The organism is Bradyrhizobium sp. UFLA03-84 (genome assembly GCF_002289535.1).
GTDB classification, from domain to species: Bacteria; Pseudomonadota; Alphaproteobacteria; order Rhizobiales; family Xanthobacteraceae; genus Bradyrhizobium; species Bradyrhizobium viridifuturi.
Window position 1 is genome coordinate 1,179,041 of record NZ_NSJY01000014.1, and the last position, 22,333, is coordinate 1,201,373.

Here is a 22,333-nt window from a genome sequence, read left to right on the forward strand (position 1 = left end):
GTCACTTCCAAACATCTGAACTGATGCTGGCTGTCTCGCTTAGACGCGCGAGACCGGCGTCCGGTTCGAGCATGCTAAGACAATATTTTCACTAAGGTTCTTGCGAGCTTTAACGACTCTATTGAGACCAACAGGTAAGGTCAAGTTACAGTCCCCGCCTGCATAGGACGATGCGGTTGCTGCGCTCATCTTGTCGTTCATCCGCCGTTCATTCTGTTCATCTTGCATTGCATCGACTTGGCGTCGATCTGATTTGTGCATCGCAGAAGCAGAGATTTGCGATGCACGGAAAATGCCGTCGAGAACTTGAAGTCGACACGATCATGTTCTCTGAGCGTTGAGAATCCTCCCTGAAGAGTGCCCATGCCGAAACAACACACCTACGTCCTTGGTCTCAACGTCTACGACCATGACGTGAGCGCCTGCCTGCTGCGTGACGGTGCGATCGCCTACGCGATCTCCAAGGAGCGCATCACCCGCGAGAAGCACGCCTCCGGCTTCTACAAGGAAGTCAGCGACTACTGCCTGTCGGCCGAAGGCATCACGCTCGACGACGTCGATCTCGTGGTGCGCAACAGCTACATCCTGCCGGTGCCGGAGATGGAGGAGCGGATGCTCCACCAGGACATGCCGGGCTTCCTGCCGATCGCCGAGCGCAACGAGGCAATCAAGCATCCGCTGTTTCGCTCCAAATCCGACAAGGTGGTGTCGATCTCGCATCACCTCGCGCATGCCTACAGCGCGTTCGCGGTGTCGCCGTTCAAGGATGGCGTCGTGATGATCGTCGACGGCGTCGGCAATTACGAGGCCGATGCGATGGAGTCCTATCCGAAGGATGGCGCCTCGCCGCTCGCCCGCGAGTCCGAGAGCTATTACAGGTTCGACGACACCAGGCTCGAATGCCTGAAGAAGGTCTTCATGGAGCCGGCGCGCGGGCTGCTGTCGGACGAGTTCTACAACATGCCCGGTCTCGGTGCGCTGTACAGCCGGGTCTCGACCTATGTTTTCGGCGACTGGAATAAGTGCGGCGAGCTGATGGGGCTTGCGCCCTATGGCCGCCACGAGCAGGTCGGCCATCTGCTCGAGATGAAGGACGGCAGGCTGCACGTGCCGTTCTGGGGCGCCGAGAACCAGCAGCCCTTCGTGCTCGACAGCGGCAACTGGGACAAGAGCCCGACGATGCGGCATTGGGAGGACATCGCTTGGCGGGTGCAGGACGACACCGAGAACGTGCTACTTGAGCGGGCGCGCTGGCTGCGCGAGAGCACCGGCGCCAAAAACCTCTGCATCGCCGGCGGCGTCGCGCTGAACTGCGTGGCCAACGGGCGGATCGCGCGCGAGGCCGGCTTCGAGAACATCTGGATCCAGCCCGCCGCCGGCGATGACGGCATCGCCATCGGCTGCGCCTATTATGGCTGGCTGGAGATTCTGAAACAACGTCGCTCGTTCGTGATGCAGCACGCCTATGTCGGCCGGCGCTACAGCGACGCGGAGGTGGCGGCCGCGCTGCAAAGCTTCCTGGTGCGCATCCAGATCGATGCGAAGCGCAGCGACAATATCTGCCGCGACACCGCGAGGCTGCTTGCCGACCAGCGGGTGATCGGCTGGTTTCAGGGACCGTCCGAATTCGGTCCGCGCGCGCTCGGCAATCGCAGCCTGATCGCCGATCCGCGCAAGGCCGAGATGAAGGACATCCTCAACAGCCGCGTCAAGCATCGCCAGGCGTTCCGGCCGTTCGCGCCGATCGTGCTGGCCGAGCGCATGAAGGAGATCTTCGAGGGCGAGGAGGACTCGCCCTATATGCTGATCGCAAAGCCGGTGCGGCCGGAGTGGCGCGACAGGATTCCGGCGATCGTGCACGTCGACGGTTCGGCGCGGGTGCAAAGCGTGCGGGAAGAAACCAGCCCGATGCTCTATCGCCTGCTCAAGGAATTCGAGGCGCTGACCGGCGTGCCGGTGCTGATCAACACCTCGTTCAACGTCAAGGGCGAGCCGATCATCGAGACGCCGCAGGATGCGGTGAGCTGCTTCCTCACCACCGGCATCGACCACCTCGTGCTGCACGACACACTGGTGTCGAAGACCGCGATGCACAAGGTGGTCACGCCTGTCATGACGACGTTCGGCGACGTCGCCACCATCGTCTCCTCGACCACCCAGGACGGTAGCCGGGGCGGCGGTTAGAGCATGGCCCGGTAGGCCATGCTCTAACCGTTCGGGTCAGGCAGCCTTCACTGGTGCCGCGGGTTTCGGCGCCGGCGGCTTGACCGGCTTGTCCTGCCGCTTCGACCACGAGATGTAATAGGCCACGATCGTCATGATCGCGATGCCGGAGATGCTGACGAAGATCTGCGCGAACAGCGAGCCCGAGCTCATCGAGAGCTCGAAATGTCCGACAAAGGACAGGAACACGCCGACGCAGAACACCGCGAGCGACTGCTGGCCGCAGACGATCAGCGGGTCGAACACCCGCCACTCCAGCGCCGACCAGTCCTTAGGAACGAAGCGGATCACCAGCACCGTGATCACCACGAAGTGCAGGAAGCGGTAGGGCGCGAGGTTGGTCTTGTCGTTCGGGTTGAAGGTCGAATACAGCCAGTGCGGGAACATCGCGCCGAAATCCGGGAAGCGGCCGGCCATCGTCATGATCAGCGCGAAGATCAGATAGGCGACGCAGAACCATAGCGTGTAGCGCGAATTGATGATGTGCATGTTGGCGCGCGCGCCGCCCATCGCGCACCATGAGCCGAACACGAACAGCACCTGCCAGGCGAACGGATTGAAGTACCAGGTGCCGGCGGGGTAGGCGGGCAGGTTCCAGCCGAAATGGCGCGAGACCAGCCACAGCGCGAGCGAGGCCAGCATGGTCCAGTTCGGCTGCCGCAGCATGATCCACAGCACCGGCGGAAACAGGCCCATCAGCACGATGTAGAGCGGCAGCACGTCGAGATTGACCGGCTTGAATTTCAGGAACAGCCCCTGGCGCAGCGTCTCGGTGGCGTTGTCGACGAGACCGGCGACGTTGAACTCGTTGATGATCTCGGAATCGCCGAAGCGCAGCGCGAGATAACTGATCGAGGCGATGTAGATCACGAACAGGATGATGTGGGCGACGTAGAGCTGCCAGACCCGCTTGGTCAGCCGGGTCGCGCCGACGATGAAGCCCCGCTCCAGCATCATTCGGGCGTAGACGAAGGACGCGGTGTAGCCGGAGATGAAGACGAACAGGTCCGCGGCGTCGCTGAAGCCGTAATTGCGCGTCGTGATCCAGTTCACGATGTTGTCGGGGATGTGATCGAGGTAGATTGCCCAGTTCGCGATCCCGCGGAACAGGTCGAGCCGGAGGTCACGTCCTTTTTCGGGCAAATGAGCGTGGATTTCCATGGGGGCGCCGCTTCCTCGAGGTGATGCTGTCGAGAAGACCGCGCTGTGACAATCTGGCCCGGGGGTTCTCCGGAGGCTCTCCCTTGGGCCCCCGGGCCAGATTGTCACAGCACGGCAGAATGACTATACCGGTCCGGCGAAGATGACCTCCGAGATCGAGGAATCACCGATCAGATCGTTGAACGGTGTCTCTATACTATCCCGACGGTTTCCTTCAAATCGCTTCCATGTTGCACATCCCACGGGGCCGACCATCCATGACCGCACGCATTTTTAAGCCCGCCAAAAACGCGATGCAATCGGGACGTGCCAAGACCAAGGCGTGGCAGCTCGACTACGAGCCGGAGCAGCCGCGCACCGTGGAGCCCCTGATGGGCTGGACCTCGTCGTCCGACATGAAGCAGCAGCTCACGCTGCACTTCGAGACCAAGGAGGAGGCGGTGGCCTATTGCGAGCGCAAGGGCATCGCTTACCAGGTGATCGAGCCGAAGGATTCAGCGCACCGACAGATCGCCTACGCCGACAATTTTGCGTTCCGCCGTTGGGAGCCGTGGACCCACTAGTCGGTCCCGACTGCCTGAACCCACTGGTTGGACCAAGCCGGGCCGGCGATCAGATCAGCGCGCCTGGCTTGGCGCCCGCAGCGCGTCGGGAATCGGCAGCGGCGCATCCTTGGAGACGCCGAGCACCGGAAAGCTTCTAATTTTACGGACGTTCGGCAGGCCGGCGAATTGCAAAAGCTGCTGGCGCATGTCGTTGACATCAGGCGCAACGCATCTCAGCATGAAATCGGCGTCGCCCGAGATCCGCCAGCATTGCAGGAAGCGCGGCACCGCCGCCACGGCGGCCTCGAACGCCTCGATCGCGACCAGGTTCTGGCTGTCGAGCTGAATCAGCACGAAGGTCGTCACCTCATAGCCAAGCAGCCGTTCGTCGAGCGTGGCGCGGATCGCCTGCACCACGCCGCGGCTGCGTAGCGCGCGGACCCTCCGCAAGCAGGGTGGGGCCGTGATGCCGACCCGCTCGGCGAGTTCGTTGATCCGGATCCGGCCGTCGCGCTGCAGCTCGGACAGGATCCGCAGATCGACGTCATCGAGCTGTGGGCGTTCTGTCACAGTCACGAGCCGGCCACTGCGGTCCGCGGGCTATTGCCGCCGCTGCGGAGCTCTCCGATCGCGGTCCGCGGCGCGACCCCCGACAGCACCAGCTTCTCATGCGCCGCGATGATGGCGTCGCGGGTCAGCCGGCCGCCGGGGCGATACCAGGTGCACAGCCCGGTCAAGAGCGCGATGATCGCAAATGTCGCGACCTGGATGTCGACGACCTCGAACACGCCCTCGGCCACGCCATCGGCAAGGATCTCGGCCAGCCGTTGCTCATAGGCGCCGCGCAGCGCCACCACGGCGTCGTAGTTCTTCGCATCGAGGCTGCGCAGCTCGGAATTGGCGATGAAGACCTCGCGCTTGCGGGTCATGTGATAGGTGACGTGGAAGGCCACGAAGGCGCGCAGCCGCTCGACTGGATCGGCCTTGCCCTCCAGCGCCAGATCAAGCTCGCGCAGCAAATCGTTGATATGGTCCTGCACCAGATCGAACAGCAGGTCCTGCTTGGTTGAGATATGGTTGTAGAGTGAGCCTGCCTGGATGCCGACTTCCGCGGCGAGCTGGCGCAGGCTCATCGCTTCATAGCCGTGCTCGAAGATCAGGCGCACGCCGGCCTTGCGGATCGCCTCCAGCGTCGTGGGGCCATGTGAGCCGATCGTGCGTGCCATCGGGGCCTCGGAGGGGTGTTGGCTTGCCAGGGAGTGCAGGAAACAAGCGAACGACCGTATGTATATCGCATGAAATCGCTGCAGATTCAATGAGCTGCCGATTTCATGCGCAAACCATAGCACAGTCGCTTGCGAAGCCAAGAAAAAAACGTATGATCGTTTAATTGCAAGATGAATCTCATGGGAGGGATCATGGCCTCGAACCGGGCGGCAATCTTCAATTTCGACCTTGGCGAGACCGCGGATGCGATCCGCGAGACGGTGCATGATTTCTCGACCAACGAGATCGCGCCGCGCGCCGCCGAGATCGATCGCTCCAACACTTTCCCGCGCGACCTCTGGCCCAAGATCGGTGCGCTCGGCCTGCACGGCATCACGGTCGAAGAGGAGTATGGCGGCTCGGGCCTCGGCTATCTCGAGCACTGCATCGCGGTCGAGGAGATTTCGCGGGCGTCGGCCTCGGTCGGGCTGGCCTATGGCGCGCATTCCAATCTCTGCGTCAACCAGATCCGCCGCAACGGCAACGAGGCCCAGAAGCGCAAATATCTGCCGAAGCTGATCTCGGGCGAGCATGTCGGCTCGCTGGCGATGTCGGAGCCCGGCGCCGGATCGGATGTGGTCTCGATGAAGACCCGCGCCGACAAGAAGGGCGACCGCTACATCCTCAATGGCAACAAGATGTGGATCACCAATGGTCCGCACGCCGAGACGCTGGTGGTCTACGCCAAGACCGACGCCAGCGCCGGCCCGCGCGGCATGACCGCCTTCATCATCGAAAAGGGCATGAAGGGATTCTCCACCGCGCAGAAGCTCGACAAGCTCGGCATGCGCGGCTCCGACACCTGCGAACTGGTGTTCGAGGATTGCGAGGTGCCGGAGGAGAACGTGCTCTCCGAGGTCGGCCGCGGCGTTAACGTGCTGATGTCTGGTCTCGACTATGAGCGCGCGGTGCTCGCGGCCGGGCCGATCGGCATCATGCAGGCCTGCATGGATGTCGTGCTGCCTTACGTGCATGAGCGCAAGCAGTTCGGCGAGCCGATCGGCTCGTTCCAGCTGGTGCAGGGCAAGATCGCCGACATGTACACCACGATGAACGCCTCGCGGGCCTATGTCTACGCGGTGGCGAAGGCCTGCGACCGCGGCGAGACCACGCGCGAGGACGCCGCCGGTGCCATCCTCTATGCCGCGGAGAAGGCCACCCAATGCGCGCTGGACGCGATCCAGCTGCTTGGCGGCAACGGCTACATCAACGAGTATCCGACCGGCCGCCTGCTGCGCGACGCAAAACTCTACGAGATCGGCGCCGGCACCAGCGAGATCCGCCGCATGCTGATCGGCCGCGAGCTGTTCGCCAAGACAGCCTGAGCTTCGGCGCGATCGCCCGACGTCCCCGATCTTGTCAGCTCCTCCAACGAAACGTGCAACCGATGCCGCTTCATTCGACGATCGACCCGACATCCTCCGAATTCGCCCGCAACGCCGACGTGATGCGGGGCCTGGTCGCGGAGCTCCGCGAAAAACTCAAGCAGGTAGCAGGCGGCGGTGGTGAGACCTCGCGCAAGCGCCACACCTCGCGCGGCAAGATGCTGGCGCGCGATCGCGTCGATCTCCTGGTCGACCCGGGCACCGCGTTCCTCGAATTGTCGCCGCTCGCCGCCAACGGCCTCTATGGCGGTGACGTGCATTCGGCCAGCGTCATCACCGGCGTCGGACGCATCGCGGGCCGCGAATGCATCATCGTCGCCAATGATGCCACCATCAAGGGCGGCACCTACTATCCGTTGACGGTGAAGAAGCATCTGCGTGCCCAGGACATCGCGCGGCAGAACAATCTGCCCTGCGTCTACATGGTCGATTCCGGCGGCGCCTTCCTGCCGCTGCAGGACGAGATCTTTCCCGACGAGCGGCATTTCGGCCGGATCTTCTACAACCAGGCCCAGATGTCGTCGCAGGGCATTCCCCAGATCGCGATCGTGATGGGCTCCTGCACGGCGGGCGGCGCCTATGTGCCGGCGATGTCGGACGAGAGCATCATCGTGCGCAATCAAGGCACCATCTTCCTCGGCGGCCCGCCGCTGGTGAAGGCCGCGACCGGCGAGGTCGTCACCGCCGAAGAGCTCGGCGGCGCCGATGTCCATTCCCGCCAGTCCGGCGTGACCGATCACTACGCGCAGAACGATGCGCATGCGATCGGGATCGCGCGGCGTATCGTCGGCACGCTGAAGCAGCCGGCGAAGGCACCGCTCAACATGCGCGCCGTCCAGGAGCCGCTGTTTCCGGCCGAGGAGATCTACGGCGTGGTCTCCGCTGACGGCCGCAAGCCGTTCGATGTCCACGACATCATCGCGCGGATCGTCGACGGCTCCGAATTCGACGAGTTCAAGAAGCTCTACGGCACCACCTTGATCTGCGGCTTCGCCCATATCTGGGGCTATCCGGTCGGCATCATCGCCAACAACGGCATCCTGTTCAGCGAGAGTTCGCTGAAGGGCGCGCATTTCATCGAGCTGTGCTGCCAGCGCGGCATCCCGCTGGTTTTCCTGCAGAACATCACTGGCTTCATGGTCGGCAAGAAATACGAGGCCGGCGGCATCGCGCGCGACGGCGCCAAGCTGGTGACGGCGGTTGCGACCGCAGGCGTGCCGAAATTCACCGTCGTGATCGGCGGCTCCTACGGCGCCGGCAATTACGGCATGTGCGGCCGCGCCTACAGCCCGCGCTTCCTCTGGCTGTGGCCGAACGCCCGCATCTCGGTGATGGGCGGCGAGCAGGCCTCGATGGTGCTGAGCCAGGTTCGGCGCGACGGCATCGAGGCCAAGGGTGAAAGCTGGTCGGCGGAAGAGGAAGACAAGTTCCGCGAGCCGATCCGCGCCCAATATGAGAAGCAGGGCAATCCCTATTACGCCACCGCGCGGCTCTGGGACGATGGCGTGATCGATCCCGCCGACACTCGCCTCGTGCTCGGGCTCGGGCTGTCGGCCGCCGCCAATGCGCCGATCGAGCCGACCAAATTCGGCCTGTTCAGGATGTGAGCCAGGGATCTGATCATGGACCGCTCAAGACTCTACCGGCGTTTCCGCACGCTGCTGATCGCCAACCGCGGCGAGATCGCCTGCCGCGTCATCCGCTCGGCGCGCGCCATGGGGCTGCGCACCGTCGCGGTCTATTCCGAGGCCGACCGCGACGCCATGCATGTCGCGCTCGCCGACGAGGCCGTGCTGCTCGGCCCGGCGCGGGCGCGTGACAGTTATCTTAACATCGAGCGCGTGATCGCCGCGGCGAAGGAGACCGGCGCGGAGGCTGTGCATCCCGGCTACGGCTTCCTGTCTGAGAACGCGGAATTCGCGCAGGCCTGCCTTGACGCCGGTTTGGTGTTCGTCGGCCCGACCGCCGAGATGATGACGGCGATGGGCTCGAAGTCCGGCTCCAAGGCGCTGATGGAGAAGGCCGGCGTGCCCTTGGTGCCCGGCTATCACGGTGAGGCCCAGGACGAGGCGATTTTGGCGGAGGCCGCCAACCGGATCGGCTTCCCGGTGCTGGTGAAAGCGTCGGCCGGCGGCGGCGGCCGCGGCATGCGCGTGGTCAATTCAGCGGCTGAGCTCGCGGCCGCGATCACCAGCGCCAAGCGCGAGGCCAAGGCGGCATTCGGCGACGACCGCATGCTGATCGAGAAATACGTGCAGAACCCGCGCCACATCGAAGTGCAGATCATCGGCGACAGCCATGGCAATCTGCTCTCGCTGTGGGAGCGCGAATGCACGCTGCAACGCCGCCACCAGAAGGTGATCGAGGAGGCGCCGTCGCCGACCCTGGACGCCGCGCAGCGAGACACCGTCTGCGAGGCCGCCCGCAAGGCTGCCGGCGCAGTCAACTATGTCGGCGCCGGCACCATCGAGTTCGTCTCCGACGGCAGGGACGTGTTCTTCATCGAGATGAACACCCGCTTGCAGGTCGAGCATCCCGTCACCGAGCTGATCACCGGTGTCGATCTCGTGGAATGGCAGCTGCGCGTCGCGTTCGGCGAAGCGTTGCCGCTGAAGCAGAACGAGATCAAGCTGAACGGCCACGCCATCGAAGCGCGTGTCTACGCCGAGAATCCGCAGAAGAACTTCATGCCTTCGGTCGGCCGCATCAGGACCTGGCGGACGCCGCCAGAGGGCGACGGCCTGCGGATCGATGCCGGCTATCGCAGCGGCGATAACGTCTCGCCATACTATGACGCGATGCTCGCCAAGGTGATCGCCTGGGCGCCGACCCGCGAGGCCGCGATCGAGAAGCTCAATCGCGGCCTGGAGCAGACCGACGTCCGCGGCATCGTCACCAACATCCCGTTCCTGTCGGCACTGGTGACGCATCCGGCGACGAGGGCCAATGCGATCGACACCGGCTTCATCGAGCGCGAGCTGAAGAACCTGACGGCCGGCACCGGTGCCGCAGGCGAGTTCGAGCTGTGCGCGGCGGTGGCTGCGATCGTCAATGATGAGCAGAAGGCGGCGCGAGGCGAGGCGAACTCTCCGTGGCAGGCGTTCGGCTGGATGCCGGTCGGCCGACGCCAACGGGTGTTCTCGTTCCGTCAGGGCCACGAGCCGCCGCAAACCATCACGCTGCACTATGGCAACGGCCCGTCGACGCTGTCGATCGGCGGGCGCGAGCTTGCCTTCGCGATCTCGTCTGCCGGCGAGGATGGCTTCGACCTGACGCTCAACGGCCTCAAGTCGCGCGTCGCGTCGGTCATCGAGGGCCACGAGCTTTACCTGCGCACCCGCAACGGCCGCTTCGACCTGCACTGGGTCGATCCGTTCGGCGGTGAAAGCGAGGAGCTGGTTGGCGAGGACAAGATCGTCGCTCCCTTGCCCGGCACCGTGGTCGCGCTGCTGGCCGAGGAGGGCGCGACGCTGGAGAAGGGCGCACCGATCCTCACGCTCGAAGTGATGAAGATGGAGCAGACCCTGCGCGCGCCCTACGCCGGCGTGCTGAAGAAGCTCAAATGCAAGGTCGGCGACATCGTTGGCGAGGGCGTCGAGCTTGCCGAGGTGGAGCCGCAGGCTGCGTCATGAGCAATCAGGTCCATATCGTCGAGATGGGGCCGCGCGACGGCCTGCAGAACGAGAAGACGCCGGTCAGCGTCGAGGCGCGCATCGCCTTCGTCGAGGCGCTGGTTGCGGCAGGGCTCAACACTGTCGAAGTCGGCGCCTTCGTCTCGCCGAAGGCGATCCCGCAGATGGCAAGCTCCGACGCAGTGCTGCGCGGCGTCGGCCATATCAAGGACGCCGAATTCCACGTGCTGGTGCCGAACGAGAAGGGCTATGACGCCGCGCGTGCGGCCGGCGCCCAGGTCGTCTCGGTGTTCGCAGCGGCCTCCGAAGGTTTTTCGCGCGCCAACATCAATTGCTCGATCGCGGAGTCGATCGAGCGTTTCAAGCCGGTGCTGGCGCGCGCCAAGGCCGATGGCGTCAAGGTGCGCGGCTATATCTCCTGCGTGCTCGGCTGCCCGTTCGACGGCGAGATCAAGCCCAAGGCGGTCGCCGATCTCGCGGTGACCTTGTGGGATCTCGGCTGCTACGAAATCTCGCTCGGCGACACCATCGGCGTCGGCACGCCGCTCAAGGCCAGAGAGATGCTGCGCGCGGTCGGCGCCGAGCTTCCGGTGGCCAATCTTGCGATGCATTTCCACGACACCTATGGCCAGGCGCTCGCCAATCTCTATGCAGGCATGGAGGAGGGCGTCCGTGTCATCGATTCCGCCGCCGGCGGCCTCGGCGGCTGTCCCTACGCCCCCGGCGCCACCGGCAACGTCGCGACCGAGGACGTCGTCTACATGCTCGAAGGCATGGGCGTGAATACCGGTGTCGATATGGAGAAGCTGCTGGCCGCAACGAACGAGGTTGCCGGTCTGCTCGGCCGTCCGCCGGTGAGCCGCGTCGCATCGGCGCTGAACGCGAAGCGGAAGCGGCTCAGCGGTTTGTAGTTGTGGGTGAGTGAGCGCTGCGAATGGGCCGCGGCAAAGTGGCGGTCGCGCTTCGAGCTATGCGCTGCAAGGCGTAGATTCAAGGCGCTCAAGTCGCGCCCCTGGCTTGCGCAATCAGGGCTGCCGAAGCCGAATTCTCAACCCATATCCGTCTTGTGCGGCAGCGCTTCGCGCTGTCGCCGCCCTCTTGAGGGCGTTTCCTCCCTAGACTTGGGCCGCTTGTTGTTTCGAGCGGCCCTTTTTCTTACGATGTCGACGCGTCGATGGTCGCGATCATGGTCCTCATATCGGTCGCCAGTTCGCGATAGTGCCCGCCCAGCCGCTCGTACAGTTCGCGATTGGTCCCATCCAGCGTCCTGCTCGCGATCAGCGCGCATTCGTTGGCGAGGATCTCAAATCGTTCCAGCTTTGCTTGAAGAGCAGACATGGCGGGTGTTTCCCTGACTGTTACTTTAGGGCGTTGGGACGCTACTCCTTCGACTGCATCTAGCGCCAGCACAATTACCGGCTAGAACCAAATTCTTCCCGACAGCGACCTTGACCGATTGATCGTGATTGCGCTGACCGGGGAGGCGGCTGATCCGATCGGTCGTGATCCCGCGCTCCGCTGCGGCGGCGAGATCGTGGAGCGAGGTTTCCCCTGTGTGGCTGTGCTGGTCACGGGATGGACCTGTTTGTGCAGCGCACACAGCGATCGTCCCCGGTTCCCGATTCAAAATCCGGCAAAACCGTTCATGGCTTGGTGACTCAAAGGTGTTGAGGTGAGGGGGCTCGCAATTGCTCCAGGTGGCTCGCCATGTCCGGACAGGTGTCAGCTTCGCGCGGCCGAACGTTCCTGGCCGGAAAGATCGTCTTCAACTTCGGCCGCTCTGCCTTCGATTGCACGGTCCGGCAGCTCACCGATGCCGGCGCGACGGTCGAACTCGAAACCACGATCGGCATTCCCGACCAAGTCCAGCTGCTGCTTGTCGGCACCAACCAGGTGAGGCCATGCAAACGGCTGTGGCAATCGGACCGGCAGCTCGGCCTTGCCTTTGAGGAGCAGCGGGCAAGCGCCGCGCCTGCGGCGCCCGCCGCTCCTTCCGCTCCCCCGCCTGCCGCCATTCCCGAGCGGCGCAGCGGCGATATCCTGCGCGGGCACATGCTGGCGCTGCGCGCGGCGCTCGATCAGATCCCGGTCGGAATTCTGCTGCTGGACGCGGAGCTGAAAGCCCTGTTCATCAACCGTGCGTTCCGGAACATGTGGGTGCTTCCGGATGCGGTTGCCGAGCGCAACCCCAGCTTCACCGATCTGATGCATCACGGCTGCAAGACGATGGCCTATGAGCTGCCGGCTGAGCAGCTTCAAGCCTATGTTGCCGAGCGCGTCCGCCTCGTCAGCGTCGGGGATGCAAACCCGATCGATCTCAGGCGCAGCAACGGCGATGTAGTTCGCTGTCAGTGCACGCCGTTGCCCGACGGCGGACGGATGGTGAGCTATACGCCGGTGACCGACATCGTGCGTGCATCGGACAAGCTGAAGGTGCTGACCGGCGCGCTCGAGAATGTCGAGGACGGCGTCGTGCTGCTCGATCGCGATCTCAATGCGGTTTTCCTCAATCGCAGAATGCGGGAATTCTGGGAGGTGAGCGAGGAGGAGGTCGCGCGGCATCCGCCCTACGCCACGCTGATCACACGCAACCGCCGCGCGGTCCCGGCCGGCGCGACGGCGGAGCAGATCAAGGCCTTTCCGGCGAAGCGGATCGCGGAGATCAAGGCCGGAGATCACAAGCGCGACGTGCAGACGCCGGACGGCCGCAACATCAGGGTCCATTGCTCGACGATGGCAAACGGGGGCCGGATGCTGACCTTTGTCGACGTCACCGACCTTGTCCGTAACGCGCAACAGCTTGAGGTGCTGGCTACCACCGATCCGCTCACTGGCCTGTTCAACCGCCGGCACTTCCTGACGACGTTGGATGCAGAGTGGAGTAGGTTCCAGCGCTACTATCGATCCGTGTCCGTGCTGATGGTCGATATCGATCACTTCAAGAGCATCAACGACCGGTTCGGTCACGCGGTCGGTGACGAGGCCATCAGGGCCGTCGCCGAAATCTGCACGCGCGGCAAACGCAAGTCCGACGTCGTCGGCCGCGTCGGAGGCGAGGAGTTCGCCGTCCTGTTGCCGGAAACCACATTGTCGCGCGCCCGAACGGTTGCCGAGCGCATCCGCAAGCGAGTGGAGGCGTTGCGCTTGGGAGCGGATGACCGCGCGGTGTCGCTCACGGTGAGCATCGGCGTTGCCGAGGCCCTCACAAGCATGCCCGGGATCGAAGCGTTGATGAAGGCCGCCGACACAGCGCTCTACCAGGCCAAGGAGAGTGGCCGAAATCGTACGCTGTGCTGGATGCCTCCGGCGCCACCGAAGCTGGCAGCGGAGTAAGTTGGAGGATGGAAGCGCCGCCCCTGATGGGTAGCGCAGCGCCCAGCTCATCTCACAGACTCGTCATTCCGGGGCTCGCGAAGCGAGAGCCCGGAATTCATCGATCCATCGGTCATGCGGTCCAATGGATTCCGGGCTCGCGCCAAGAGGCGCGCCCCGGAATGACGCGGTGAGAAGGCTGCGAAGCCTCATCCTCCGTCGGTCCTTCAGACTCACAACTCAGGCGAGCTTTACCTCCAGACAGCAATCTCTTGTCTATTCCGTTAGGCACCTGTCAGGTTCCCATAAGGACTGATAATACATGGTTGCGCGAAGGCCACGATTGTTGCGCTATTGCAACGATACCTGAACATTTAACCCTAAAAGCAGCCCATCCGTAGTCGCGCCGCTTTTTGGCCACACCCTGACATGAAAGGATATTCACGTAGCTGAATAGCTAGCGCTCCGACGACGGGACATTTTTGCGGGTTCCGGCGTTAATGGAGGAAAGAGCGTCGGAACAGGGTCGCGATGGACGCCAAGACGAACATCAAGAGCAGGCTGCCCAGCCGTCATGTGACGGAGGGGCCCCAGCGCGCGCCGCATCGGTCCTACCTCTATGCGATGGGGCTGACGACAGCCCAGATTCATCAACCCTTTGTCGGCGTTGCTTCATGTTGGAATGAAGCTGCCCCCTGCAACATTTCGCTGATGCGCCAGGCGCAGGCGGTGAAGAAGGGCGTAGCCTCGGCCGGCGGCACGCCGCGCGAATTCTGCACCATCACCGTCACCGACGGTATCGCGATGGGCCATGACGGCATGCGCTCGTCGCTGCCGTCGCGCGAATGCATCGCCGATTCGGTCGAGCTGACCGTCCGCGGCCACTCCTATGACGCCCTGGTCGGGCTCGCCGGCTGCGACAAGTCGCTGCCAGGCATGATGATGGCGATGGTGCGTCTCAACGTGCCCTCGATCTTCATCTATGGCGGTTCGATCCTGCCAGGCAACTTCCGCGGGCAGCCTGTTACCGTGCAGGACATGTTCGAGGCGGTTGGTAAGCATTCGGTCGGCGCCATGTCGGACGAGGACCTCGACGAGATCGAGCGCGTGGCGTGCCCGTCGGCTGGCGCCTGCGGCGCCCAGTTCACCGCCAACACCATGGCGACCGTCTCCGAGGCGATTGGGCTCGCGCTACCGTATTCGGCCGGGGCCCCGGCACCCTATGAGATCCGTGACTCCTTCTGCGCCGCCGCCGGCGAGAAGGTGATGGAGCTGATCGAGAAAAACATCCGGCCGCGCGACATCGTCACCCGCGAAGCCCTTGAGAATGCTGCGGCTGTGGTCGCAGCCTCGGGCGGCTCGACCAATGCTGCGCTGCACCTGCCGGCGATCGCCCACGAGTGCGGCATTAAATTCAATTTGTTCGACGTTGCCGAAATCTTCAAAAAGACTCCTTACGTCGCGGATTTGAAGCCGGGCGGCCGTTATGTTGCCAAAGACATGTTTGAAGTAGGTGGCATTCCGCTGCTGATGAAGACGCTGCTCGACAATGGCCACCTGCACGGGAATTGCCTGACCGTCACTGGCCGAACGATCGCCGAAAACCTCAAAAGCGTGAAATGGAATCCGCACCAGGACGTGGTGCGGCCCGCCGACAATCCGATCACCGTGACAGGTGGCGTTGTCGGGCTGAAGGGTAATCTCGCTCCGGAGGGTGCGATCGTGAAGGTCGCGGGAATGTCTAACCTGAAGTTCACCGGTCCGGCCCGGTGCTTCGACCGCGAAGAAGACGCCTTCGAGGCGGTGCAGAAGCGCACCTACAAGGAAGGCGAGGTCATCGTGATCCGCTACGAGGGACCGAAGGGCGGTCCCGGGATGCGGGAGATGCTGGCGACCACGGCGGCGCTGACCGGGCAGGGGATGGGGGGCAAAGTTGCCCTGATCACCGATGGCCGGTTCTCCGGCGCTACCCGTGGCTTCTGCATCGGACATATTGGACCTGAAGCGGCCGTCGGCGGGCCGATCGGGTTATTGCAGGACGGCGACATCATCGAGATCGATGCTGACGTCGGCACTCTTAACGTAAAATTGAGCGACGCCGAGCTCGCAAATCGTAAGACCAAATGGGCCCCTCGGGCGACTAACCACACAACTGGTGCGCTGTGGAAGTACGCCGAGCAAGTGGGGCCGGCGGTGGATGGCGCAGTCACCCATCCGGGTGGCGCGCACGAGAAACAGTGTTATGCGGACGTTTAGGCGTACGATTTTTGCGTTTGCGTTAGGGGCCATTCCGGTGGCGGGCCCCGGATTCGGATTCGACGGCGCGCCGGTCAACCCCCAGGATACCGTTCTTCCGGTGGTCGCGCCGCAGCCGGGTTCAGCCGCTGCGTTGAAGCGGGCCGCCACGCCGGTTGCCCCGACAGCGACCGCGCCGACCTCCTCCTTCAGCACCTTGCAGTACCAGGCCGAGGGCGGCCACCCCGTGGCGCAGTGGAAGCTCGGCAAGATGTACGCCGAGGGCGATGGCGTCATCCAGGACGACATGCGCGCCTTCGAGTATTTCAGCCGGATCGCCAATGCGCATGCCGAGGATTCCCCGTCGGCGCCGCAGGCCTCGATCGTGGCCAACGCCTTCGTGGCGCTCGGCCGCTATTATCTGAGCGGCATTCCCAATTCCAAGGTGAAGGCGGACACCGAGCGGGCGCGGGAGATGTTCTCCTATGCGGCGTCCTATTTCGGCAACGCCGATGCCCAGTACGACCTTGCCCGGCTGTATTTGAAGACGCCGGACGCCTCGCGGGATGATTTCCGCTATGGCGCGCGTTGGCTGGGCCTTGCCGCCCAGAAGGGCCAGCATCAGGCGCAGGCGCTGCTTGGCCAGATGCTGTTCAACGGCGACCGGCTGCCGCCGCAGCGGGCACGCGGCCTGATGTGGCTAACGCTGGCGCGTGACAGCGCCACGCCCGACGAGGCCTGGATCAAGGAAAGCTACAACCGGGCGATCGCCAAGGCTTCCGAAGACGACCGCGCGATGGCGCTACAGATGCTCGAGCACTGGGTGCAAGGCCGCCGGGACTGATATCCCAGGCGGCCCTTGGGGCGCACTCAAGCCTCAGGCGGTCTCAAAATCGAGATCGGCCCAGACCGGGACATGGTCGGACGGTTTCTCCCAGGCGCGGACATAGCTATCGATACCGACATCGATCAGCCGATCGCTCGCTTGCGGCGACATCAGGAGATGGTCGATCCGCAGACCCCAGTTCTTCTGCCAGGCGCCAGCCTGGTAATCCCAGAAGGTGTACTGGCCGGGCTCGTCATTGACCGCCCGCAGTGCATCGGTAAGGCCTAGGCCGAGCAGGGACTGGAAGGCCTCCCGGGTCGCCGGGCGGAACAGGGCGTCGTCGGCCCAGGCGGCCGGATTGTAGACGTCGCGGGCTGCCGGGATGACATTGTAGTCGCCGGCGAGGATCAGCGGCTCCTCGGCCTTAAGCCGTTCCTTCGCGTATTCAAGAAGCCGCGACATCCATTTGAGCTTGTAGGGATATTTGTCGGTATTTGCGGGGTTGCCGTTGGGCAGATAGAGGCACGCGACCCGTACCACGCCCTGTTTCAGCGTGACGACGCCTTCGAGGAAGCGGGCGTGGGCGTCCTCGTCGTCGCCGGCGAGGCCCGATTTGGTCTCGTCGAACGGCAGCTTGGAGAGCAGCGCGACGCCGTTGAAGGTCTTCTGCCCGTGGGTGACGACATTATACCCGAGCGCCTCGACCTCGAGCCGCGGGAATGCGTCGTCGACGCATTTGATCTCCTGCAGGCAGACGATGTCGGGGGAGCACTCCTTCAGCCAGGCGACCAGAAGCTCGATCCGTTGCCGGACCGAGTTGACGTTCCAGGTGGCGATGCGAACTGTCATCGGAAGTCCTCTATTTGACGCGGCGCGTTGGCAAGCGCCCGGCTCAGCCCAAGCGTTTCCGCATCTCGATGTGTGGGATGCCGGCTTCCTCGAACTCGTCGCCGCACCGTTCGAACCCGGCCCGCGCATAGAACGGCTCCGCGTGCGTCTGCGCGTTGAGGATCAGTTCGGGATAGCCGAGTTCGGCCGCCTTGGCCATCAGCGCGTCCAGCACTCGGGCACCGACGCCTGTGCCGCGTGCCATTTTGAGCACGGCCATGCGGCCGATATGGCCGTCGGGGAGCAAACGGCCCGTCGCCACGGCGGTGCCGTCCTCGACAAATGCCAGCGCGTGCCAGCTCGGCGCGTCCATGTCGTCCCATTCCTGTTCGACCGGCACGCCCTGTTCTTCGACAAAGACATTGTAGCGGATGGCGCCGGCGCGTTCGCGGGCGTCTTCCCAGCTGCAGATAAGGACGGAGGTGGACATAGGCGGCGATCGTAGCGCCCGACGAGGCGCAGTTTTTCACTGTGGTGGCATACCATGTGCAGCCCCGCTGTGGTAACCCTCTCTAGAAACAAGGCGTAACAATTGCCGACGGGGGAGTTGCGAAGCGTCCGACCTTCAAGGGAAGCGGGCGGCGCACGTGCAAAGCGTATGAAAAAACGTAATTTGGTTCTGACTGTCGCTGTTCTCGGCATTGCGGCCGGGGCGGCTTACATGACCCGCGCTTCATGGATGGGTGGCGGTGCCGCCACCGTGCAGACCCCGCGGCCTCGCGTGATCTCGGTGGACCTCGCCAAGGCGGAACGCAAATCGGTTCCGGTCGACGTCGATGCAATCGGACAGGTCACGCCGATCTCGAGCGTCGCGCTGAAGTCGCGGCTGGAGACCACCATCGTCTCGGTCCATTTCGAGGACGGCGCCAAGGTCAACGAGGGCGACTTGCTGTTCATGCTCGACGCGCGGCAGATCGATGCCCAGATCGAGCAGGCTGAGGGCGTGCTGGCGCGAGACCAGGCCCAGCTCGAGGGTGCGCAGCGCGACCTCCGCCGCTACACCGAGCTGGTCGGCAAGGGCGCGACCACCCAGGTCAACCTCGACAACGCCAAGACCCAGTCCGATGTCCTGATCGGCACCATCAAGGCCGACCAGTTCGCGCTGGAAAATCTCCGCGTCCAGAAGAGCTACACCGTGATCCGCGCACCATTCGCCGGGCGGATTAGCGCAGCCAATGTCAAGGTCGGGAACTTCGTCCGCCCCGCCGACACCCAGCCGCTCGCCGTCATCAACCAGATGGCGCCGGTCTACGTCACTTTCGCAATTCCGCAGCGGGCGCTGGTCGATCTGCGCGACGCTATGGGGAAGGCCGATCCGAAGGTGATCGCGACCATTCCCGGCCACCAGCGCTCCGAGAGCGGCAAGGTCGCGATGGTCGAGAATGCCGTCGATGCGACCACCGGCATGGTGACCGTGCGCGGCATCATGAACAATGCGAGCGAGACGCTGTGGCCCGGCACCATCGTGCAGACCAAGCTGATCATCCGCAGCGAGGACGCCGTGGTGGTGCCGACGGTCGCGGTCCAGCGCAGCCAGAACGGCAATTTCGTTTTCGTCGTCAAGGACGGCGTCGCCAAGGTCCAGCCGGTCAAGGTCGATCGCACCTTCCAGGGCTCATCGGTGATCTCGGACGGTCTGGCGGGCGATGAAAGCGTCGTCGTTGACGGCCAGCTGTTGCTGTCGGAGGGATCGCGGGTCGAGCTGCGGGCACGCAAGGCCGGAGCCTGACCGATGACGCTGTCCGAGCTCTGTATCCGCCGCCCGGTCATGACGACGCTGATTACGGCGTCGATCATCGCCTTCGGCGTGTTCGGCTTCCGCCTGCTGCCGGTCTCGGCGCTGCCCAAGGTCGACTTCCCGACCATCGCGGTCACCGCGACCCTGCCGGGCGCCAGCGCCGACACGATGGCGGCCTCGGTCGCCGGGATCATCGAGCGCCAGCTCTCGACCATAGCCGGCATCTCGTCGATGAACTCGAACTCCTCGCAGGGAACGAGCGTCATCACCATCCAGTTCGACCTCAACCGCAACATCGATGCCGCCGCGCTCGACGTGCAGACGGCGCTAACGATCGCGCAGCGCCGGCTGCCGATCGAGATGACGATCCCGCCGAGCTTCCGGAAGGTGAACCCGGCGGATTTCCCGGTGCTGTTCGTCTCGCTGGGGTCGGCGACGCTGCCGCTGTCGGCGGTCAACGAATACGGCGACATCACGATCGGGCAGGCGCTGTCGCAGCTGCCGGGCGTCGCGCAGGTCCTGATCTACGGCGCGCAGAAATTCGCGATCCGCGTCCAGGCCGATCCGGAAGCGGCGGCCGCCCGCAGCGTCTCGATGGAGGACATCCGCGCCGCAGTGTCGCGCGCCAATTCCTCGACCCCGGTCGGCACGCTGAACGGCCCCAAGCAGGACGTCGCGCTGCAGGCCTCCGGCCAGATGGACAAGGCGGCCGACTACCGCCAGATCTACGTCGCCTGGCGCAACGGCTCGCCGGTCCGGCTCGACGAGATCGCCAAGGTCTATGACAGCGTCGAGAACGACAAGATCGCGACCTGGATGAACGACGAGCGCGCGATCGTGCTGGCGATCCAGAAGCAGCCCGACGCCAATACCGTCGCCGTCGTCGACGCCGTTCTCGCAAAACTGCCGTCGCTGCGCGCCGCGATCCCGCCGTCGGTCACCATGCAGGTCATGATGGATCGCTCGGTCTCGATCCGGCAGGCGGTCAGCGACGTCGAGGAGACCCTGCTGATCGCGATCGCGCTGGTGATCCTCGTGATTTTCCTGTTCCTGCGCTCGGCGTCGGCGACCTTCATCCCGGCGCTCGCGGTGCCGATCTCGCTGTTCGGCACCTGCGCCGCGATGTACGCGCTGGACTACTCGATCAACAACATGACGCTGCTGGCGTTGACGCTCTCGGTCGGCTTCGTGGTCGACGACGCCATCGTCATGCTGGAGAACATCGTTCGCCACATCGAGCACGGCATGAAGCCGTTCGAGGCGGCGCTGAAGGGCGCCCGCGAGATCGGCTTCACCATCATCTCGATCACCTTCTCGCTGATTGCCGTGTTCATCCCGGTGCTGCTGATGGGCGGCATCGTCGGCCGCGTGTTCCGCGAATTCGCGGTCACGATCTCGGTCGCGATCATCGTCTCCGGCTTCGTGTCGCTGAGCTTGACGCCGATGCTGTGCGCCCGCGTGCTGCGCGCGCATGATGCGACCAAGCGGCCCAACATCGTGCTGCGGGCGTTCGAGGCGATGTTCGAAGCCTGGCTGCGCGCCTATGAATGGGCGCTCGACTGGGTGCTGGCCAAGAAGGCGCTGATGCTGGTGATCACGCTCGCGACGCTCGGCGGCACGGTCTACCTCTACATGATCGTGCCGAAGGGCTTCTTCCCGCAGGAGGACACCGGCTTCCTGATCGGCGTGACGGAGGCGGCGACCGACACCTCGTTCGAGGCGATGAAGGTGCGCCAGCAGGCGCTGGTCGAGGTGATGCGGACCGATCCGGCGATCGACTACATCAATTCGACGGTCGGCTCGGGCGGTCCCAACCCGACCACCAATTACGGCCGGCTGTTCATCGCGCTGAAGCCGCAGAAGACCCGCGACAACGCTGCCGTGGTGATCGGCCGGCTGCGCCAGAAGGCGCGCGAGATCCCGGGCATGCAGGCGTTCTTCCAGAGCGTCCAGAATCTCAACATCGGCGGCCGCATCTCCAAGAGCCAGTATCAATACGTGATGCAGAGCGGCGACACCGAGGCGCTGTATCGGCTGGCGCCTGAAATGCGCGACAAGATCGAGAAGATCCCGGGCCTGCTCGACGTCACCACCGACCTCTACATCAAGAACCCGCAGATGACGGTCGACATCGACCGCGAGAAGGCGGCGGTCTACGGCGTTACCGTCGACCAGGTCCGCAACCAGCTCTACAACGCCTACGGTTCGCGGCAGGTCGGCACCATCTACATGCCGTCGAACGACTACCAGATCATCCTCGAGGTGCAGCCGCAGTTCCGCGTCGATCCGTCCGATCTCTCGAAGCTCTACATGAAGACCGCGAACGGGCAGACCATCCCGCTGGATGCGGTGGCGAAGCTGGTGCCGACGGTCGGGCCGCTGCAGATCAACCACCAGGGCCAACAGCCGGCGGTGACGATCTCGTTCAACCTCGCGCCGGGCAATTCGCTGGGCTACGCGGTCGACAAGATCACCGAACTCGAGCAGACCGCCAACCTGCCGCCGACGATCGCGACCGGCTTCTCCGGTACCGCACAGGTGTTCCAGGATTCGCTGCGCGGGCAGGGCGTCCTGATCCTCGCCGCGGTGTTCGCGGCCTTCGTGATCCTCGGCATTCTCTACGAAAGCTTCATTCACCCGATCACCATCATCTCCGGCCTGCCGTCGGCCGGCATCGGCGCGATCCTGACGCTGATGCTGTTCGGGATGGAGCTGTCGGTCATCGCGATGATCGGCATCGTAATGCTGGTCGGCATCGTCAAGAAGAACGCGATCATGATGGTCGACTTCGCGCTGGAGCGCCGCCGCGTCGGGCTGAGCGCCGAGCACGCGATCCGTGAAGCCGCGCTGCTGCGCTTCCGCCCGATCATGATGACGACGTTCGCGGCGATCTTCGGCACGCTGCCGATCGCGCTCGGCGCGGGCGCCGGCGCCGAGCTGCGTCAGCCGCTCGGCGTCGCCGTGGTCGGCGGCCTCTGCGTGTCGCAATTGCTGACGCTGTTCATCACGCCGGTCATTTATATCTATCTCGACCGCATTGACCGCAGGCTGCGCCGCAAGCTCGATCCGCAGGCGGACGGCGACGTCGAACGGCCGCAGGTGGTGGCGGCGGAATAGCCAAT

Annotated in this window: 17 protein-coding genes; 11 read left to right on the forward strand and 6 right to left on the reverse strand. The window is 64.2% G+C overall.

The genetic code is table 11. The features are described from left to right. The first annotated feature begins 363 nt into the window (after window positions 1-363). Window positions 364-2,184, forward strand: coding sequence for a carbamoyltransferase family protein (locus CK489_RS27120; RefSeq protein ID WP_095734426.1), 1,821 nt, complete (start codon window positions 364-366; stop codon window positions 2,182-2,184). Window positions 2,185-2,220: 36 nt separating this feature from the next. Here the strand turns inward: CK489_RS27120 and CK489_RS27125 are convergent, their stop codons facing one another. Next, window positions 2,221-3,384 (reverse strand): OpgC domain-containing protein, encoded by a 1,164-nt coding sequence (locus CK489_RS27125; RefSeq protein WP_095734427.1) that lies wholly within the window; start codon window positions 3,382-3,384, stop codon window positions 2,221-2,223. A gap of 257 nt (window positions 3,385-3,641) precedes the next feature. Here CK489_RS27125 and CK489_RS27130 point away from each other — a divergent pair, with 257 nt between their 5' ends. Further along, a complete protein-coding gene (locus CK489_RS27130; RefSeq protein ID WP_021081192.1) occupies window positions 3,642-3,947 on the forward strand; it encodes an ETC complex I subunit in 306 nt (101 codons plus the stop codon). 54 nt (window positions 3,948-4,001) lie between these two features. Here the strand turns inward: CK489_RS27130 and CK489_RS27135 are convergent, their stop codons facing one another. After that, the gene (locus CK489_RS27135) at window positions 4,002-4,499 is read right to left on the reverse strand and encodes an Lrp/AsnC family transcriptional regulator (protein ID WP_198961055.1); all 498 of its coding nucleotides are present in this window, start codon (window positions 4,497-4,499) and stop codon (window positions 4,002-4,004) included. Window positions 4,500-4,501: 2 nt separating this feature from the next. Then, window positions 4,502-5,155, reverse strand: coding sequence for a TetR/AcrR family transcriptional regulator (locus tag CK489_RS27140; protein WP_050630523.1), 654 nt, complete (start codon window positions 5,153-5,155; stop codon window positions 4,502-4,504). 192 nt (window positions 5,156-5,347) lie between these two features. On the opposite strand from CK489_RS27140, the gene CK489_RS27145 reads away from it, so the two are divergent. The 4 genes from CK489_RS27145 to CK489_RS27160 all read left to right on the forward strand — a co-directional run bounded on the left by CK489_RS27145 (window position 5,348) and on the right by CK489_RS27160 (window position 11,123). Continuing rightward, window positions 5,348-6,520, forward strand: coding sequence for an isovaleryl-CoA dehydrogenase (locus tag CK489_RS27145; RefSeq protein WP_095734429.1), 1,173 nt, complete (start codon window positions 5,348-5,350; stop codon window positions 6,518-6,520). Window positions 6,521-6,582: 62 nt separating this feature from the next. Next, complete coding sequence (locus CK489_RS27150; RefSeq protein ID WP_050630525.1) at window positions 6,583-8,187, forward strand: carboxyl transferase domain-containing protein; 1,605 nt, start codon at window positions 6,583-6,585, stop codon at window positions 8,185-8,187. Window positions 8,188-8,202: 15 nt separating this feature from the next. After that, window positions 8,203-10,212, forward strand: a complete 2,010-nt coding sequence (locus tag CK489_RS27155) for an acetyl/propionyl/methylcrotonyl-CoA carboxylase subunit alpha (protein WP_095734430.1) — start codon at window positions 8,203-8,205, stop codon at window positions 10,210-10,212. Next, window positions 10,209-11,123, forward strand: coding sequence for a hydroxymethylglutaryl-CoA lyase (locus CK489_RS27160; RefSeq protein ID WP_095734431.1), 915 nt, complete (start codon window positions 10,209-10,211; stop codon window positions 11,121-11,123). Before CK489_RS27155 ends, CK489_RS27160 begins: the two co-directional genes overlap by 4 nt. A 244-nt stretch (window positions 11,124-11,367) precedes the next feature. Here the strand turns inward: CK489_RS27160 and CK489_RS27165 are convergent, their stop codons facing one another. Further along, window positions 11,368-11,550, reverse strand: a complete 183-nt coding sequence (locus CK489_RS27165) for a hypothetical protein (RefSeq protein ID WP_050630528.1) — start codon at window positions 11,548-11,550, stop codon at window positions 11,368-11,370. A gap of 369 nt (window positions 11,551-11,919) precedes the next feature. Between CK489_RS27165 and CK489_RS27170 the strand changes: the two genes are divergently transcribed. The 3 genes from CK489_RS27170 to CK489_RS27180 all read left to right on the forward strand — a co-directional run bounded on the left by CK489_RS27170 (window position 11,920) and on the right by CK489_RS27180 (window position 16,603). Next, window positions 11,920-13,545, forward strand: coding sequence for a sensor domain-containing diguanylate cyclase (locus CK489_RS27170; RefSeq protein WP_095734432.1), 1,626 nt, complete (start codon window positions 11,920-11,922; stop codon window positions 13,543-13,545). A gap of 510 nt (window positions 13,546-14,055) precedes the next feature. Beyond that, the gene (ilvD, locus tag CK489_RS27175; RefSeq protein WP_095734433.1) at window positions 14,056-15,780 is read left to right on the forward strand and encodes a dihydroxy-acid dehydratase; all 1,725 of its coding nucleotides are present in this window, start codon (window positions 14,056-14,058) and stop codon (window positions 15,778-15,780) included. Then, entirely contained in the window at window positions 15,767-16,603 is an 837-nt protein-coding gene (locus CK489_RS27180) for a tetratricopeptide repeat protein (protein WP_050630530.1), read from the forward strand. Before ilvD ends, CK489_RS27180 begins: the two co-directional genes overlap by 14 nt. Window positions 16,604-16,636: 33 nt before the next feature. On the opposite strand, the gene xth is transcribed toward CK489_RS27180, so the two are convergent. After that, window positions 16,637-17,434 carry an exodeoxyribonuclease III gene (xth, locus tag CK489_RS27185; protein ID WP_095734434.1) on the reverse strand — a complete coding sequence of 266 codons (798 nt, stop codon included), beginning with the start codon at window positions 17,432-17,434 and terminating at the stop codon, window positions 16,637-16,639. A gap of 43 nt (window positions 17,435-17,477) precedes the next feature. After that, entirely contained in the window at window positions 17,478-17,903 is a 426-nt protein-coding gene (locus tag CK489_RS27190) for a GNAT family N-acetyltransferase (RefSeq protein ID WP_095734435.1), read from the reverse strand. A gap of 168 nt (window positions 17,904-18,071) precedes the next feature. Here CK489_RS27190 and CK489_RS27195 point away from each other — a divergent pair, with 168 nt between their 5' ends. After that, window positions 18,072-19,202, forward strand: a complete 1,131-nt coding sequence (locus CK489_RS27195) for an efflux RND transporter periplasmic adaptor subunit (RefSeq protein WP_095734436.1) — start codon at window positions 18,072-18,074, stop codon at window positions 19,200-19,202. A 3-nt stretch (window positions 19,203-19,205) separates the two neighbouring features. Next, window positions 19,206-22,328, forward strand: a complete 3,123-nt coding sequence (locus tag CK489_RS27200; protein ID WP_095734437.1) for an efflux RND transporter permease subunit — start codon at window positions 19,206-19,208, stop codon at window positions 22,326-22,328. The last annotated feature ends 5 nt before the right edge of the window (window positions 22,329-22,333 follow it).

What these genes read in the sequence shown, in the direction of transcription:
- CK489_RS27120 (WP_095734426.1), top strand. Translation starts at nt 364, where the DNA reads ATGCCGAAACAACACACCTACGTCCTTGGTCTCAACGTCTACGACCAT.
- CK489_RS27125 (WP_095734427.1), bottom strand. Translation starts at nt 3,384, where the DNA reads ATGGAAATCCACGCTCATTTGCCCGAAAAAGGACGTGACCTCCGGCTC.
- CK489_RS27130 (WP_021081192.1), top strand. Translation starts at nt 3,642, where the DNA reads ATGACCGCACGCATTTTTAAGCCCGCCAAAAACGCGATGCAATCGGGA.
- CK489_RS27140 (WP_050630523.1), bottom strand. Translation starts at nt 5,155, where the DNA reads ATGGCACGCACGATCGGCTCACATGGCCCCACGACGCTGGAGGCGATC.
- CK489_RS27145 (WP_095734429.1), top strand. Translation starts at nt 5,348, where the DNA reads ATGGCCTCGAACCGGGCGGCAATCTTCAATTTCGACCTTGGCGAGACC.
- CK489_RS27150 (WP_050630525.1), top strand. Translation starts at nt 6,583, where the DNA reads ATGCCGCTTCATTCGACGATCGACCCGACATCCTCCGAATTCGCCCGC.
- CK489_RS27155 (WP_095734430.1), top strand. Translation starts at nt 8,203, where the DNA reads ATGGACCGCTCAAGACTCTACCGGCGTTTCCGCACGCTGCTGATCGCC.
- CK489_RS27160 (WP_095734431.1), top strand. Translation starts at nt 10,209, where the DNA reads ATGAGCAATCAGGTCCATATCGTCGAGATGGGGCCGCGCGACGGCCTG.
- CK489_RS27165 (WP_050630528.1), bottom strand. Translation starts at nt 11,550, where the DNA reads ATGTCTGCTCTTCAAGCAAAGCTGGAACGATTTGAGATCCTCGCCAAC.
- CK489_RS27170 (WP_095734432.1), top strand. Translation starts at nt 11,920, where the DNA reads ATGTCCGGACAGGTGTCAGCTTCGCGCGGCCGAACGTTCCTGGCCGGA.
- ilvD (WP_095734433.1), top strand. Translation starts at nt 14,056, where the DNA reads ATGGACGCCAAGACGAACATCAAGAGCAGGCTGCCCAGCCGTCATGTG.
- CK489_RS27180 (WP_050630530.1), top strand. Translation starts at nt 15,767, where the DNA reads ATGCGGACGTTTAGGCGTACGATTTTTGCGTTTGCGTTAGGGGCCATT.
- xth (WP_095734434.1), bottom strand. Translation starts at nt 17,434, where the DNA reads ATGACAGTTCGCATCGCCACCTGGAACGTCAACTCGGTCCGGCAACGG.
- CK489_RS27190 (WP_095734435.1), bottom strand. Translation starts at nt 17,903, where the DNA reads ATGTCCACCTCCGTCCTTATCTGCAGCTGGGAAGACGCCCGCGAACGC.
- CK489_RS27195 (WP_095734436.1), top strand. Translation starts at nt 18,072, where the DNA reads ATGAAAAAACGTAATTTGGTTCTGACTGTCGCTGTTCTCGGCATTGCG.
- CK489_RS27200 (WP_095734437.1), top strand. Translation starts at nt 19,206, where the DNA reads ATGACGCTGTCCGAGCTCTGTATCCGCCGCCCGGTCATGACGACGCTG.